This is a genomic window from Kluyvera sichuanensis, assembly GCF_040930405.1.
GTDB lineage: Bacteria > Pseudomonadota > Gammaproteobacteria > Enterobacterales > Enterobacteriaceae > Kluyvera > Kluyvera sichuanensis.
This window is the reverse complement of record NZ_CP162271.1, coordinates 3536284-3551518: the sequence shown is the minus strand read 5'-3', so window position 1 is coordinate 3551518 and position 15235 is coordinate 3536284. Positions and strand designations below refer to the sequence as shown.

15 protein-coding genes are annotated in these 15235 nt (G+C 53.9%); 9 read left to right on the top strand and 6 right to left on the bottom strand.

The window, feature by feature from the left end:
- The first annotated feature begins 1 nt into the window (after nucleotide 1).
- Nucleotides 2-772, top strand: coding sequence for a glycosyltransferase family 25 protein (locus tag AB2B48_RS17095; RefSeq protein WP_368299685.1), 771 nt, complete (start codon nucleotides 2-4; stop codon nucleotides 770-772).
- 134 nt (nucleotides 773-906) lie between these two features.
- Here AB2B48_RS17095 and rfaC read toward each other — a convergent pair whose 3' ends face one another.
- The 3 genes from rfaC to rfaD are packed head-to-tail and all read right to left on the bottom strand — an operon-like array spanning nucleotide 907 to nucleotide 3858.
- Entirely contained in the window at nucleotides 907-1866 is a 960-nt protein-coding gene (gene rfaC, locus AB2B48_RS17090) for a lipopolysaccharide heptosyltransferase RfaC (RefSeq protein WP_368299684.1), read from the bottom strand.
- Between the two features lie 3 nt (nucleotides 1867-1869).
- A complete protein-coding gene (gene rfaF, locus AB2B48_RS17085) occupies nucleotides 1870-2916 on the bottom strand; it encodes an ADP-heptose--LPS heptosyltransferase RfaF (protein ID WP_368299683.1) in 1047 nt (348 codons plus the stop codon).
- Between the two features lie 9 nt (nucleotides 2917-2925).
- Nucleotides 2926-3858, bottom strand: a complete 933-nt coding sequence (gene rfaD / locus AB2B48_RS17080) for an ADP-glyceromanno-heptose 6-epimerase (RefSeq protein WP_220440704.1) — start codon at nucleotides 3856-3858, stop codon at nucleotides 2926-2928.
- Nucleotides 3859-4156: 298 nt separating this feature from the next.
- Here rfaD and AB2B48_RS17075 point away from each other — a divergent pair, with 298 nt between their 5' ends.
- From AB2B48_RS17075 to AB2B48_RS17060, 4 genes are all read left to right on the top strand, one after another.
- Nucleotides 4157-5308, top strand: a complete 1152-nt coding sequence (locus AB2B48_RS17075) for a glycosyltransferase (protein WP_368299682.1) — start codon at nucleotides 4157-4159, stop codon at nucleotides 5306-5308.
- Nucleotides 5309-5462: 154 nt separating this feature from the next.
- Entirely contained in the window at nucleotides 5463-6659 is a 1197-nt protein-coding gene (kbl, locus tag AB2B48_RS17070; RefSeq protein WP_220440702.1) for a glycine C-acetyltransferase, read from the top strand.
- A 9-nt stretch (nucleotides 6660-6668) separates the two neighbouring features.
- The gene (gene tdh, locus AB2B48_RS17065; protein WP_185667475.1) at nucleotides 6669-7694 is read left to right on the top strand and encodes an L-threonine 3-dehydrogenase; all 1026 of its coding nucleotides are present in this window, start codon (nucleotides 6669-6671) and stop codon (nucleotides 7692-7694) included.
- Between the two features lie 157 nt (nucleotides 7695-7851).
- Nucleotides 7852-8889 carry a glycosyltransferase gene (locus AB2B48_RS17060; protein ID WP_368299681.1) on the top strand — a complete coding sequence of 346 codons (1038 nt, stop codon included), beginning with the start codon at nucleotides 7852-7854 and terminating at the stop codon, nucleotides 8887-8889.
- Here AB2B48_RS17060 and AB2B48_RS17055 read toward each other — a convergent pair.
- From AB2B48_RS17055 to gpmM, 3 genes are read right to left on the bottom strand one after another with little or no spacing between them, the layout of a single operon-like run.
- A complete protein-coding gene (locus AB2B48_RS17055; RefSeq protein ID WP_220440700.1) occupies nucleotides 8886-9821 on the bottom strand; it encodes a divergent polysaccharide deacetylase family protein in 936 nt (311 codons plus the stop codon). The two genes, AB2B48_RS17060 and AB2B48_RS17055, sit on opposite strands and share 4 nt — an antisense overlap.
- Nucleotides 9822-9824: 3 nt before the next feature.
- Nucleotides 9825-11096 carry a murein hydrolase activator EnvC gene (envC, locus tag AB2B48_RS17050; protein ID WP_333495455.1) on the bottom strand — a complete coding sequence of 424 codons (1272 nt, stop codon included), beginning with the start codon at nucleotides 11094-11096 and terminating at the stop codon, nucleotides 9825-9827.
- A 9-nt stretch (nucleotides 11097-11105) separates the two neighbouring features.
- Complete coding sequence (gene gpmM, locus AB2B48_RS17045) at nucleotides 11106-12653, bottom strand: 2,3-bisphosphoglycerate-independent phosphoglycerate mutase (protein WP_368299680.1); 1548 nt, start codon at nucleotides 12651-12653, stop codon at nucleotides 11106-11108.
- A 248-nt stretch (nucleotides 12654-12901) separates the two neighbouring features.
- On the opposite strand from gpmM, the gene AB2B48_RS17040 reads away from it, so the two are divergent.
- The 4 genes from AB2B48_RS17040 to gpsA all read left to right on the top strand — a co-directional run bounded on the left by AB2B48_RS17040 (nucleotide 12902) and on the right by gpsA (nucleotide 15194).
- Nucleotides 12902-13333, top strand: a complete 432-nt coding sequence (locus tag AB2B48_RS17040) for a rhodanese-like domain-containing protein (RefSeq protein ID WP_220440697.1) — start codon at nucleotides 12902-12904, stop codon at nucleotides 13331-13333.
- Nucleotides 13334-13371: 38 nt separating this feature from the next.
- Nucleotides 13372-13623, top strand: coding sequence for a glutaredoxin 3 (gene grxC, locus AB2B48_RS17035; protein ID WP_185667469.1), 252 nt, complete (start codon nucleotides 13372-13374; stop codon nucleotides 13621-13623).
- Between the two features lie 84 nt (nucleotides 13624-13707).
- Complete coding sequence (secB, locus tag AB2B48_RS17030; protein ID WP_064541041.1) at nucleotides 13708-14175, top strand: protein-export chaperone SecB; 468 nt, start codon at nucleotides 13708-13710, stop codon at nucleotides 14173-14175.
- The gene (gpsA, locus tag AB2B48_RS17025; RefSeq protein WP_368299679.1) at nucleotides 14175-15194 is read left to right on the top strand and encodes an NAD(P)H-dependent glycerol-3-phosphate dehydrogenase; all 1020 of its coding nucleotides are present in this window, start codon (nucleotides 14175-14177) and stop codon (nucleotides 15192-15194) included. Before secB ends, gpsA begins: the two co-directional genes overlap by 1 nt.
- Nucleotides 15195-15235 lie beyond the last annotated feature (41 nt).

The window sequence follows — 15235 nt, the reverse complement described above, 5'->3', positions numbered from 1 at the left end:
CATGCACGTGCTGGTCATTTCGCTTCCTTTTGACGATACCCGACGGAAACGCGTATCAGACATAATGAATGAATTAAATGTTGAGTATTCATTTGTTGATGCTCTTTATGGCAAGACTTTGTCTGCCGAAGAAAAGTCTAAGATACCGCTAACTGACTTTCAGCACAGAGTAAATCATAACCCGACGGATGGCGAACTTGGTTGCTCATTAAGCCATATGAAGGCATTTAAGCAGTTTTTGCAGAGTGGGCAAGATTGGGTCTGCATCCTTGAGGATGACGCAATACTCGATAAAGACTTTAAGGAGTTTATATCGACTGTCGATGAACGTGTTCTCAATAAGGATGCGTTATATCTACTTGGCGGGCAGGATGGCTTAAGATATAAGAATAAAGTTGTCCTGAATCTAATTAAACTTAAGCGAATTGGTGGGCAGACCTTCGGTAAGGTCATATTTGGTCATGGGTATGTTTTGCGAGCCTGTGGTTATTTAATGAATGCTGAAATGGCTCAAAAACTCACCTCCCGTTTTGAAAGTAACTTTTTCATCATAGATGAATGGGCATATCTGATGCGCCAGGGCTATTTTTCTGATATATACATGGCAAACTTTGTCCATCATCCGGAGGAATTATCCGGGAGCTGGTTAGAGAAAGAGCGTCAAGAGATAAAAAATCGCAAGAAAAAGAAGAAATCGTTTATTAGACTTATGATTTCATCTTCATACTGGCATTCCCGACGAATTCTGCTCGGATTATGTTGGTGGAAGTGAATGGCTGCAATCCCACTTAACCGTGGGCGAAATACGCTACAGTAAAATAGTTTTATTAATCCGCAGATAGGTTAAATCAGCAAGCGATGATATCAATGCACGTTTAACATATCTGCGATGATGAGTACCAAAAATTACAGCAATGCTATGTGGGAATAAACCTGAGTGGGTTCAAGCATAGCCAGCTTCCCTTCCGGGGCACGACATGTGACCTGATTCTTTCCGTAACCCCCAATCAAACCCGGGTCTGTAGGGCCATATAGCGTAACATTCGGCCGATCCAGTGCGGCGGTCAAATGGCTTAATCCGGTATCAACGGATATAACAAACCTAGCGCCTGCTAAGATCCTGGCGACATCTCCAAGACTCATTCGCGGTAAAACGTCAACGTAATCAAATCCCTCTGCTAGTCGTCTGGCGCGGGCCTCCTCATGTGGTGCCCCCCAGGGGAGCTTAATACGTATTCCTGCGTGATCTAATAACCCAATAAGTTCCCGCCACTTCGCTTCCGGCCAATGCTTGTCATCACGAGTGGTGGCGTGCAGGAAGACGGCATACTGCCCAGCATCAGCATTGCCTTCATTCAGGAAATGCTGGGCAATGGCGTAATCGCCCTGAGCTTCCGGTTTGACATATCCCAGGCTTTTGGCAAACAGTTCGCGCGTCCGTTCTACCGCATGTTGCGCTTTAGCGATGTGGTGTTTGCGGTTGTAGAACAAGCTTGCCAGCGGTTCACGCGCGGTACGCCAGTCCATGCCATTTTTGACGCCATGGGCGAGGCGAGTGACCAGCGCAGCGCTTTTTACCAGGCCTTGAGCATCAATGACCACGTCGTAGGTAACGGCCTGAACCGCTGCTTTAAACGCTTTACGCTCAGCTTTGATAGGCGCAGAGAACCACGCTTTACGCCAGCGGCGAATCGCCACTGGAATGACGCGATCGACGGCTTCGTGCCAGGACGGGATCTGCGCGAAGCCTTCTTCAACCACCCAATCAAAGCGAATGCCGGGAAGGGCGCGCATGGCATCGGTTAACGCGGGCAGCGTGTGCAGCACGTCGCCCATGGAGGATGTTTTGACAATCAGAACCCGCATGCGTCAGGCTTCCTCGCTTGCTAGCAGTGCATTAAGCTCTTCCAGCACGCGGGCCGGGGTAATATCGATAAGGCTCTGATGATAACCCTGAGCGGCATCACCTTTACGCACCTTGTGATAGCCGGTGATAAGACGAATCACGCGCGCCTTATTAGAGAGCGGCGGCGTAAAGTCAGGACTGCTTGGCCCGTAGAGCGCGACCAGCGGGCGGTTAAGCGCGGCGGCAACATGCATCAGGCCAGAGTCATTGGTGACGATAGCCTTGCAGGCGGCAATCAGGATGACCGCCTGCTCCAGTTGGGTTTCGCCGGCCAGATTGCGGCACCAGTCCTTTTGTTCATCGCTCAGTGAAGCGATGATCTCGTTGCCGGCTTCGTGATCTTTTGCCGAACCGAAGAGGACAATCTGGTTACCCTCATCAATGAGCTGTTTTGCCAGCGTCGCGTAGTGATAGTGTGGCCAGCGCTTGGCTGGTCCAAACTCAGCGCCAGGGCAAAAGCCAATCATCGGACGTTCGCTGGACAGTGAGAACGCGTTACAGGCGAGGGATTTCTCACCGTCGTTGACCTGCAGTTGCGGCCACAGCAGCGGCTGCGGCAGATCTTTGGCGCAGCGCATCACGCCTTTGTCATAAGCCAGCGCGACGTAGCGCTCGACCATCAGCGGCCAGGCTTCTTTATCCAGCACCCGCGCGTCGTTTAACAGGCCGTAGCGCATTTCTCCGCGCCAGCCGGTACGCAGCGGGATACCCGCAAAGAACGGCACCAGCGCCGATTTAAACGAGTTAGGCAGGACGTACGCACGATCGTAGCGCTTTTCACGCAGGCTATGACCGAGCTTGCGTCGTTCGCCAATTTCCAGCGCGCCGTGCCCTAAAGGCATGGCGATCGCGTCATTGACTTCCGGCATCCGCGATAACAGCGGACGGCACCACGCAGGTGCCATCACGTCGATGATCGCCTGGGGATAGCGCGCCTTGAGCGTGCGATAGAGACTTTGCGACATCATCATGTCGCCCACCCATGACGGGCCGACCACCAGTATTTTCATGCTTACTTCTTACGCGTCGCGGTTCAGCCAGGCCATATATTCCGCTACGCCTTCGGCGACGGTCTTGAATGGCTTATCGTAGCCTGCAGCGCGCAGGTTGGTCAGATCGGCCTGAGTGAACGCCTGGTAGCGGCCTTTCAGTTTGTCCGGGAACGGAATGTATTCGATGCTGCCTTTCTTGTGGTACGCCAGGGTTGCATCTGCGACGGCCTGGAAGGATTCTGCACGACCGGTACCGAGGTTAAAGATGCCGGATTTACCGTTTTCCCAGAACCACAGGTTTACTGCCGCAACGTCGCCAACGTAGACGAAGTCACGCTTGAAGCCGTCACTACCTTCGAACAGTTTCGGGCTCTCGCCATTGTTCAACTGGGTGTTCAGGTGGAACGCGACGCTTGCCATGCTGCCTTTGTGACCTTCACGCGGGCCGTAAACGTTGAAGTAGCGGAAGCCGACGATTGGCGAGTCTACTTCCGGCATGATGCGACGTACGTATTCGTCGAACAGGAATTTGGAGTAGCCGTACACGTTCAACGGTTTTTCGAACTCGCGGGATTCGATGAAGTCGCTGGTGCGGCCGCCGTAGGTGGCTGCAGAAGAAGCGTACAGGAACGGAATTTCACGTTCCAGGCAGTAGTGCAGCAGCTCTTTGGAGTACTGATAGTTGTTATCCATCACGTACTTACCATCCCACTCGGTGGTAGAGGAGCAGGCACCTTCGTGGAAGACCGCTTCGATTTCACCGAACTCTTCACCGGCCATCACCTGGATCAGAAAGTCTTCTTTATCCATGTAGTCGGCGATGTCCAGGTCGACCAGGTTCACAAACTTGGTGCCATCTTTAAGGTTATCCACCACCAGAATGTCAGTGATGCCTTTTTCATTTAGTGACTTAACGATGTTGCTGCCGATAAAGCCCGCGCCGCCGGTAACGATGATCATAAATGTAACCTTCGAATTATGGAGTCAGAGACAATCTCAGACACGAATGTCTCTAATCATATCACTACATGGCGTCGGCTTCAGCAGTACGTCGCGTCATGTGGTGTAGTGGCATTTGTGCTGGCTATCGTTTCACTCATTCTTAGTTGAAATGGTTTAGGGCTAGTAGTGTATGATTCACGGCGTCAATGAGTGTTCAGGGACGCAGTGCCGGCCTTTTCGGGGCCACCAACGAATGAATAAGTAAGGAAGGGCACTGTGTTGGGGCTGACAATAGCCGTTTGGAATAAAATCATATATGCAACTGATGAAAATAATGATCACAGGTTATGAAACCAGTGGTCTCGGCGGTATGGAGACGGTATGTCTTAATCTGGTGAAGCTGCTGCGGATGCAAAATCCTGATATTGATGTCTCTTTTGTTTTCTTCAAGAAAAATAATAACAATTCTGTTAACGATAACTGGCTTGTGGGGCAGCGTTATTGCCGTCTTTCTTCAAACATAAAGATAACAAAACTAAGAAGATTGAGTTTTGCTTATGGCTTGCGAAAAATCATCCTTCAGGAAAAGCCTGATGTAATCATATCTCTGGACACACTTTCATGTTACATCAGCCACGTTGCAAGAATGTATACGGACAAGCAGGTTAAAATATTTTCCTGGTTCCATTTTTCAATTTTTGATTTCTATAAGAATAACTACAAGAAAAAAATAAAATACATTAATAAAGCTGACTATCACCTTTCAATTAGCTCGGGGATAACTCGGCAGCTCATTGAGATGGGAATAGATAAAAGTACTATAGCAACGATTTACAATCCCGTTGCGCGATGTGATATCTGCATCCCTACCCCTGAGAAGCCTGCCCGGTTTGTGTATGTTGGTAGGGTTGTTGCCGACGGACAGAAAAACGTACGGGGTCTTTTCAACGGGCTGGCTGAGGTTAAGGGGGCGTGGTCCTTAGATATTATCGGCACCGGCCCGGATGTTGATACCTTAAAGGCGTTAGCTGAAACGCTGGGGATTAGTGAAAATATTCACTGGCATGGTTGGCAGAAATCACCGTGGGAATATATTCAAAACACGCTGAAAAATATCACCTGCCTGCTGCTAACCTCTCATTTTGAAGGTTTTGTTATGGTTCTGGTTGAAGCCAGCGCTCACGGTGTTTATGCCATTAGTTCTAATTGTGAAACGGGGCCTGCGGACATTATCACCGAAGGGATAAACGGTAATTTATATCCTACTGATAAGCCGGAAAAATTGGTTGCCTTGCTGCAGGAAATCGTTGATGGAAAACCGTTGCCTGCCGGTGAGCAGATTCAACAGGCGATTGAGGAATTCTACGAAGACAACTATATCATTAAGGTTAGTGAGGCTTTTGCCATGGCGGGATTTACCCTGGCACCATCATCAACGTCTCAGGTCATTGATGACGCATCCACGTAAAGCCGGTTGGTGATGCCGGCCCTGTCATTCCTTAAAGGTTCTGTGGGTATGCGTGATTTATGCTGCATTTTAGACAAGTCATGATGAGTCATCTCGAACAAACCAATAGCATTGGGTAATATGTGCTGAAATTTGCCCAGTCTGGAGAATTGCAATGCGTGGGAATTTTTATAAGCAGTTAACGAACGATCTGGCAACCGCACGTGCGGAAGGGTTGTTTAAAGAAGAGCGCATTATTACGTCTGCCCAGCAGGCGGATATCACCGTGGGCGACGGCAGCCACGTTATCAACTTTTGCGCCAACAACTACCTTGGCCTGGCGAACCATCCTGAACTGATCAATGCTGCGAAAGCGGGTATGGACAGCCACGGTTTTGGTATGGCCTCCGTTCGTTTTATCTGCGGCACCCAGGACAGCCACAAGGTGCTCGAGCAGAAGCTGGCCAGCTTCCTCGGTATGGAAGATGCGATTCTGTACTCCTCCTGTTTCGACGCTAATGGTGGCCTGTTTGAGACGCTGCTGGGCGCTGAAGATGCCATTATCTCCGATGCGCTGAACCATGCTTCTATCATCGACGGCGTGCGTCTGTGCAAAGCGAAACGTTTCCGCTACGCCAACAACGACATGCAGGAACTGGAAGAACGTCTGAAAGAAGCCCGTGAAGCCGGTGCGCGGCACGTGCTGATTGCCACCGACGGCGTATTCTCCATGGACGGCGTGATTGCCAACCTGAAAGGGGTGTGCGATCTGGCAGACAAATACGATGCGCTGGTGATGGTCGATGACTCCCACGCCGTCGGTTTTGTTGGCGAGGGCGGCCGTGGCTCCCACGAATACTGCGACGTGATGGGCCGTGTAGACATCATCACCGGTACGCTGGGTAAAGCGCTCGGCGGCGCGTCCGGCGGCTATACCGCTGCCCGTAAAGAGGTGGTGGAGTGGTTGCGTCAGCGTTCCCGCCCGTATCTGTTCTCTAACTCTCTGGCGCCAGCCATTGTCGCCGCCTCTATCAAAGTGCTGGAGATGGTGGAGTCTGGCGCTGAACTGCGCGATCGCCTGTGGGCAAACGCGCGTCTGTTCCGCGAGAAAATGTCCGCAGCAGGTTTCACGCTGGCAGGGGCCGATCACGCGATTATCCCGGTGATGCTGGGCGATGCCGTGATTGCGCAGAACTTTGCCCGCGAACTGCAGAAAGAAGGGATCTACGTGACCGGCTTCTTCTTCCCGGTCGTACCGAAAGGCCAGGCGCGTATTCGCACCCAGATGTCGGCGGCGCATACGACGGAACAAATTGAACGTGCGGTGGAAGCCTTTACCCGCATCGGGAAACAACTGGGCGTGATTGCCTAAGGGTGTGAGATGAAAGCGTTATCCAAACTGAAAGCGGAAGAAGGGATCTGGATGACCGATGTTCCTGAACCGGAACTCGGCCATAACGACCTGCTGATTAAGATTCGCAAAACCGCCATTTGTGGCACCGACGTGCATATCTACAACTGGGATGAATGGTCGCAGAAGACAATTCCAGTGCCGATGGTGGTGGGCCACGAGTATGTTGGTGAGGTCGTGGGTATTGGTCAGGAAGTGCGTGGCTTTAAGGTCGGCGACCGCGTCTCTGGTGAAGGCCATATCACCTGCGGTCACTGCCGTAACTGCCGCGCCGGTCGTACGCACCTGTGCCGCAACACCATTGGCGTGGGCGTGAACCGCCCGGGCTGTTTTGCAGAATATCTGGTGATCCCGGCGTTTAACGCCTTCAAAATCCCGGACAATATCTCTGACGATCTGGCGTCTATTTTCGACCCGTTCGGCAACGCGGTACACACGGCGCTCTCATTCGACCTGGTGGGCGAAGATGTGCTGGTTTCTGGCGCGGGCCCAATTGGCGTGATGGCGGCGGCAGTGGCGAAGCACGTGGGCGCGCGTAACGTGGTGATCACCGACGTTAACGAATACCGCCTGGATCTGGCGCGCAAAATGGGCGTCACCCGTGCGGTCAACGTCTCCAAAGAAAACCTCACCGACGTGATGGCTGAACTGGGCATGACAGAAGGCTTCGATGTCGGTCTGGAGATGTCCGGGGCACCACCGGCGTTCCGTTCGATGCTCGACACCATGAACCACGGCGGGCGTATCGCGATGCTGGGTATTCCACCGTCAGATATGTCTATCGACTGGACTAAGGTTATCTTTAAAGGGCTGTTTATTAAAGGTATCTACGGTCGAGAAATGTTTGAAACCTGGTACAAAATGGCGGCGTTGCTCCAGTCTGGTCTGGACCTGTCTCCGATCATTACCCACCGTTTCGGCATTGACGATTTCCAGAAAGGCTTCGACGCTATGCGTTCAGGCCAGTCGGGTAAAGTGATTCTGAGCTGGGATTAATCGCTTTCACGAAAGTTGTCCCCGGGTATTGATTCGCGTTGAATACCCGGGGATTTTTTTTGCCCTGACACAGCATAGAGTGCAACACTTTCTCTGACTTTTTGCCGTCTAATATGTTAAATATTGCCGTTAATTACACTGTCTGGCAGGATTTTATATGACCTACACCCCCGGTCTCCTGAGCGTCATAATGCCGCTGTACAATACCGGCGAGCCGTTTATCGCTTGTATGGATTCGCTGATCGCGCAAACCTGGAAGAATATCGAGATAATCATCGTTAACGATGGTTCGACGGATAACTCGGCAGAACTCGCCCAATCTTATGCGGATCGCTATCCGTACGTTCACCTGCTGCATCAGCGTAATGGTGGCGTTTCTGCGGCGCGAAATACCGGGATGAAAGTCGCAAAGGGTGAGTACATTGCCTACGTTGACGGTGATGACATTGCCTACCCGGAAATGTACGAAACGCTGATGAATATGGCGCTCAAGGACAATCTGGACGTGGCGCAGTGCAACGCTGACTGGTGTATTGCCGAAACGGGCAAAACCTGGGCATCGATTCCTACCGATCGCATTCGCTCGACCGAGGTTATGACCGGGCCGGATTGGCTGCGTAAAGGGCTCGCGAGCCGTCGCTGGCGCCATGTGGTGTGGATGGGTGTTTACCGCCACCAAACCATCAGAGATGCAGGCCTCTCGTTTATTCCGGGTCTACACCACCAGGATATAATCTGGACGACCGAATTCATGTTTAACGCCAAACGCGCGCGTTACACGGAAGTGCCGCTGTACAAATATTTTCTCCACGACGCTTCCATCAGTCGTCTGCCGCGTACCGGTCTGAAGAACCTGGACTACCAGCGTCATTACATCAAAATTACCCGCCTGCTCGACAAGATGAACCACGATTATGCCGGGCGCATTCCAATATATCCGGAGTTTAAACAGCAGGTTATCTACGAAGCGCTGCGTGTCTGCCACTGCATTCGCAAAGAGCCGGACCAGAAAATTCGCGAGCGAATGATTGCCGAGGTGGATGTTTCGGGGATGTTTAAACGGATGGTGAGCAACATTTGCAGCGTGAAGCTGGCATATCAGGTGATGCTATGGGCCATCCGCTTTGGTCAGTGGCGCGATAAGTCACTCACGCCTCGTCGTCTGGCCCATTTAACCTTGGGTCTGAAAGGCTAACTGCTCTGCCGCCACCCCTGCCACTGCTGCTGCATATATTTCACCAGCGTGCTGTGGGTGATGCTCTCGCTCAATACGTTGAAGAAACGGCTGGCGTATACAGGCTCCAGCGGTTTCTTCGGCTTGCAGAGCGTTACGCCGCGGAACGGATTGCGCGGTGCGGTGGGTTGGCTTTGAGGCGGCAGGCTGTTGTTAGGCTTAGACGTATCCACCTGCGGCTCGTTGAGCAGGCTGCTCGGACGTACCAGGGTGATATCCGCTGGCAGGTTGTAGACCATCTGCTGCAGTACGCGGACGGTGGTCGGGTGCGGGTGGCCAATGGCGATAGCCGAACCGTTGCGGCGCGCTAAATCGATAGCCCGATTAAACTGTACGCGGATATCCGCTTCGTTCTGCGTATCATCCAGGAAGACCCGACGCTTAATCACCTTCACGCCGGTACCGTTGGCGGCGCGCATGGCCTGGCTGTTGCCGATGGTCATGCTATCAAGGAAATAGAGGTTGTAGCGGCTAAGCGCCTGCATCACCTTCTGCATCCCGAACAGGCTGGAGGTCATCGCACTGCCCATATGGTTATTTAGTCCGACGGCGTACGGTACTTTATCTACGGCTTCGCGAATAATACGCTCGATCTCATCGCTGCTCATATCCGGGCGAAGCGTGTCTTTCTCCAGCGGCTGCTTGCTGAGCGGCGCCATCGGCAGGTGAATCAGCACCTCGTGCCCGCTGTTATGGGCTTTGGTGGCCATTTCACGCGCGTGGGGAGCGTTGGGTAACACGGCGACGGAAATGGTGGATGGCATCGCCAGTACCTGATTTTCCGTCTGTGGACGATAACCAAAGTCATCGATAACGATTGATAATTTACCAGCGTAACTCGGTGCGGCTAATGCCAGCGCACTGAGCAGAACTACCCTGCGAAATTGAAGCAAAACTTATCTTCCCAACCACGGCAGTGGATTGACCGCCTGACCCTGACGGCGAATTTCGAAATAGAGTGACGGTCTGCCTTGACCACCACTGTTGCCCACCAGAGCGATAGGCTGACCGGCGCGCACCTGGGTGCCTACGCTGACCAGCGCGCTTTGGTTATAACCGTACAGACTCATATCACCCTTACCGTGCTCGACCACGACCACAAGACCGTAGCCCTGGAGCCAGTCGGCAAGAATGACGCGCCCATCGGCGATGGCTTTCACTTCGGTGCCTTCCGATGCGCTGATAACCATCCCCTTCCAACGTAGCTCACCTTGCAGCTGTTCGCCATAACGATGCAGCGTGGTCCCACGAACCGGCCAGTAGGCCTGACCGCGTGGCGCACCCAGGCCGCCGGTACGGGCCATCAGCGAGCGTTCGCTTTCGGAAGGTTTATAGGTGGTGCCTTTACGGGTGGCTTCCTGCTGGCGGTCGCGCACGGCCTCGGCTTCGCGCGCTTCGCGTTCGGCGCGGGCTTTGGCGGCGGCTTCCGCGCGGGCAATGCTGCTACGCAGACGGGATTCGTTCGCGCGCATTTCACCGAGCTGCTGTTGACCTGCCTGGATGGAGGATTCGAGCCCGGACAGGGTTTTCTGGCGCTCATTACGCGCCGCTTCGAGTTTGGCCTGCTGGGCCTTCTGCTCGTACAGCAGCGTTTGCTGTTCGCTCTGCTTCTCTTCCAGCTCGGTTTTCTGCGCGGCGACTTCTTCACGCGTCTGCTTAAGCTCGGCGATAGTCTCCTGGCGCGCCTGGTTCAGGTAGCCAAAGTAGGCCTGCAGGCGCTGCCCGCGCTGGCTCTCTTCACCGCTGAGGATAAGCTGAATACCCGTGTGCTCGCCCTGGCGGAACGCCGCATCAAGCTGCGCGGCCAGATTACGCTCCTGCGCAGCACGCTGCTTTTCCAGCTTAGCGATGGAGGCATTCATATTGGCAATTTGCGTGTTGAGCTGAGCCAGCGAGTTTTGCGTTTCGCGCAGCTGACGCGCGGCGGCGGCAATGGCCTGTTCCTGCGCTTGCAGTTGGGCGAGAAGCGTAGAGCGCTGTTGCTGCTGTTGGCGAACCGCGCGCTCTTTAGCGGCGATATCGGCCTGAATAGACTGGAGCTGTGAGCGGTCGTCCGCATGGGCGGGCGCGGCGCACAGCAATACGCCAGCGCTGAGTGCGCTGGCGTAGAACGTGGACCGAAGCGTCGCCTCGGCCCATTTAATGGAATAAATCGCCTTTCCCCTCATGGGGAAGGATTATTCCACGATGAACAGCGGCTTACCAGTCATCTGTTGCGGGATTTCCATCCCCATCAGCGTCAGCATGGTTGGCGCGATATCGGAGAGCTTGCCGCCTTCCACCGCTTTCACGGATTTATCACCCACGTAGATCAGCGGAACCGGCAGGCTGGTGTGCGCGGTGTGTGCCTGGCCGGTAGCCGGGTCACGCATCTGCTCAGCGTTGCCGTGGTCAGCGGTAACCAGCAGTTGGCCACCCACTTTCTCGACGGCGCGGGTAACTTCATCCAGGCAGTGATCCAGCGCTTCAACCGCTTTCACCGCGGCTTCCATCACGCCGGTATGGCCAACCATATCGCCGTTCGGGTAGTTACAGATGATGGTGTCGTACTTACCGCTTTCGATAGCCGCAACCAGCTTCTCGGTCAGTTCAGCGGAGCTCATTTCCGGCTGCAGGTCGTAGGTCGCCACTTTCGGGGAGTTGATCAGGATGCGATCTTCGCCTTTGAACGGGTCTTCTACGCCGCCGTTGAAGAAGAAGGTGACGTGAGCGTATTTCTCAGTTTCGGAGATACGCAGCTGAGTCTTCTCATGCTTCGCCATCCACTCACCGAAGGTGTTTTCCAGGGAGGCTGGTGGGTAAGCACATGGCGCTTTGATATCTGCTGCGTATTCGGTCAGCATGATGAAGTCGCCCAGCTTCACTTCTTTGTGGCGCGTGAAGCCGTCGAAATCGGCGTTAACGAATGCACGGGTGATTTCGCGCGCACGGTCAGCACGGAAGTTCATGAAGATCAGCGCATCGCCATCTTCCATTGCGGCATCGGCCTGGCCTGCTGCGCGGATAACGGTCGCTTTCACGAATTCGTCGTTTTCATCGCGAGCGTAGGCTGCTTCCAGCGCGGCAACCGCGGTGTCAGCCTGGAATTCGCCTTTGGCTTCAACCAGCAGGTTGTAAGCTTGTTCAACGCGATCCCAACGGTTGTCACGGTCCATTGCATAGTAACGGCCGATGATGGAGGCCACGCGGCCTTTGCCCAGCGCGGCAAATTTCTCTTCAAACTTATGCAGGGAGCCGTTTGCGCTGCGCGGTGGGGTGTCGCGACCGTCGAGGAAGGCGTGCAGGTAGATTTTTTCTGCGCCACGTTCAGCGGCCAGTTCGACCATCGCCATGATGTGGTCTTCATGACTGTGTACGCCACCGGCGGACAGCAGGCCCATGATGTGTACCGCTTTACCCGCAGCAACCGCTTTATCTACCGCGCCTGACAGCACTGGGTTAGCGAAGAAAGTGCGCTCTTTGATTTCAACGTCAAGACGGGTCAGGTCCTGATACACGATGCGGCCTGCGCCCAGGTTCACGTGACCGACTTCAGAGTTACCCATCTGACCGTCTGGCAGACCGACTTCCAGGCCAGAAGCGTGGATCAGGGTATGCGGACGTTTTGCCCACAGCGCGTCCATAACCGGAGTTTTAGCGCTGTAAATAGCGTTATCCTGATGCTCTTCGCGGTAGCCGTAGCCATCCAGAATCACCAGTACCATAGGTTTTTTAGTAACCGACATTGCGACAACCTCATGCTCTAAAGACAGAAAATTTGCGTAATTTTACTACAGCTGAATCGATAAAATAACAACGAGAGATCAAAGAAAGCGGGGAGATGCGCGTTGAAAAACGCACAATTCTTCCCTTTTTTTCGTAGCACTCCGCAGAAAACGCATTACATCGCGCGCGCTGGCTGTTTTTGCGCCCCGCCGCAGGTATACTCCATCCCTGGTTTTTAAACATTACACGTCGGGAGCTGTTACCCCCCATGCAAGAGATTATGCAATTTGTTGGTCGTCACCCTGTCCTGAGCATCGCGTGGATCGCGCTGCTGGCGGCCGTACTGGTCACCACCTTTAAAGGGCTGATGTCTAAAGTTAAGGTCATCAACCGTGGTGAAGCGACCCGTCTGATTAACAAAGAAGACGCGGTGGTTGTTGATCTGCGTCAGCGTGACGATTTCCGTAAAGGCCACATCGCCGGTTCTGTGAACCTGCTGCCGGCTGAAATCAAAGCCAACAACGTTGGCGAGCTGGACAAACACAAAGACAAGCCGGTTATCGTGACCGACGGTTCCGGTATGCAGGCGACTGAATCTGCTAGCGCGCTGCTGAAAGCCGGCTTTGAAAAAGTCTTCGTACTGAAAGAAGGTATCGCAGGCTGGAGCGGTGAAAACCTGCCTCTGGTTCGCGGCAAATAATTCCGGCTCATTCATCGGGTAAAGTCAGGAGAGCTGTCATGGCTAAGATTGAGATCTATACCAAAGCGACATGTCCTTATTGCCATCGTGCGAAGGCGCTGCTGTCTGAAAAAGGCGTTGCCTTCCAGGAACTGCCAATCGACGGTAACGCCGAAAAGCGCGAAGAGATGATTCAGCGCAGCGGCCGCACCACGGTTCCGCAGATTTTTATTGATGCACAGCACATTGGCGGCTGTGATGACTTGTACGCGCTTGATGCGCGTGGTGGACTCGATCCCCTGCTGCGCTAATGCTTTGCGAAGCGTTCACGCCTGACCTGGGCGGGCGTGAGGCATACCGCTTTTTTTAAGGACAACACGAAAGGGTTTTTACACATGTCAGAACAAAACAACGCAGAAATGGCTTTCCAGATTCAGCGCATCTACACCAAAGATGTTTCTTTCGAAGCACCAAATGCACCACACGTTTTCCAGAAAGATTGGCAGCCAGAGGTTAAACTTGATCTTGATACGGCTTCCAACCAACTGGCTGAAGGCGTGTATGAAGTGGTGCTGCGTGTCACCGTAACGGCGACCCTTGGCGAAGAAACCGCGTTCCTGTGCGAAACTCAGCAGGCGGGTATCTTCTCCATCGAAGGTATTGAAGGGACTCAGATGGCTCATTGCCTGGGTGCATACTGCCCGAACATCCTGTTCCCGTATGCGCGTGAATGCATCACCAGCCTGGTTTCCCGTGGGACTTTCCCACAGCTGAACCTTGCGCCGGTTAACTTTGATGCGCTGTTCATGAACTATCTGCAACAGCAGGCTGGCGAAGGTGCAGAACAACATCAGGATGCCTGATGAACGCACTTAATGCTTCAATGACTGTGATCGGTGCCGGCTCGTACGGCACCGCTCTTGCCATCACCGTGGCAAGAAACGGCCACCAGGTTGTACTCTGGGGCCACGATCCCAAACATGTCGCGACCTTACAGCACGATCGCTGCAATGCGGCATTCCTTCCCGACGTTCCGTTCCCTGATACTCTCCATCTGGAAAGCGACTTAGCGACCGCGCTGGCCGCCAGCCGCGATATTCTGGTGGTGGTGCCAAGCCACGTGTTTGGCGACGTATTGCGCCAGATGAAACCACTACTGCGTCCTGACGCGCGCCTGCTATGGGCAACGAAAGGGCTGGAGGCTGAAACCGGCCGCCTGCTGCAGGACGTGGCGCGTGAAGCGCTGGGTGACGAGATTCCACTGGCGGTGATTTCCGGCCCGACCTTTGCCAAAGAACTGGCGGCAGGTTTGCCAACGGCGATTTCGCTGGCGGCGACGGACCCGGTCTTTGCTGACGATTTGCAGCAGTTGCTGCACTGCGGCAAGAGCTTCCGCGTCTACAGCAACCCGGATTTCATTGGCGTCCAGTTAGGCGGCGCGGTGAAAAACGTGATTGCGATTGGCGCAGGCATCTCCGACGGTATCGGCTTTGGCGCGAACGCGCGTACGGCACTGATTACCCGTGGGCTGACCGAAATGTCGCGCCTCGGCGTGGCAATGGGCGCTGACCCGGTGACCTTTATGGGCATGGCGGGGCTCGGCGATTTAGTGCTGACCTGTACCGACAACCAGTCGCGCAACCGTCGTTTCGGCATGGCGCTGGGGAAAGGCGCACAGGTTCAGGAAGCGCAGGACAGTATTGGCCAGGTGGTCGAAGGTTACCGTAATACCAAAGAAGTCCGCGAGTTGGCGCACCGTGTAGGTGTCGAAATGCCAATAACCGAGGAAATTTATCAGGTATTATATTGCGGAAAAAACGCGCGCGAGGCAGCATTGACCTTACTAGGTCGTGCACGCAAGGATGAGCATAGCGGCAGCTAGAAACGCAGGAAACCTTTGTCATCCCGACGATCCGGCAAGCG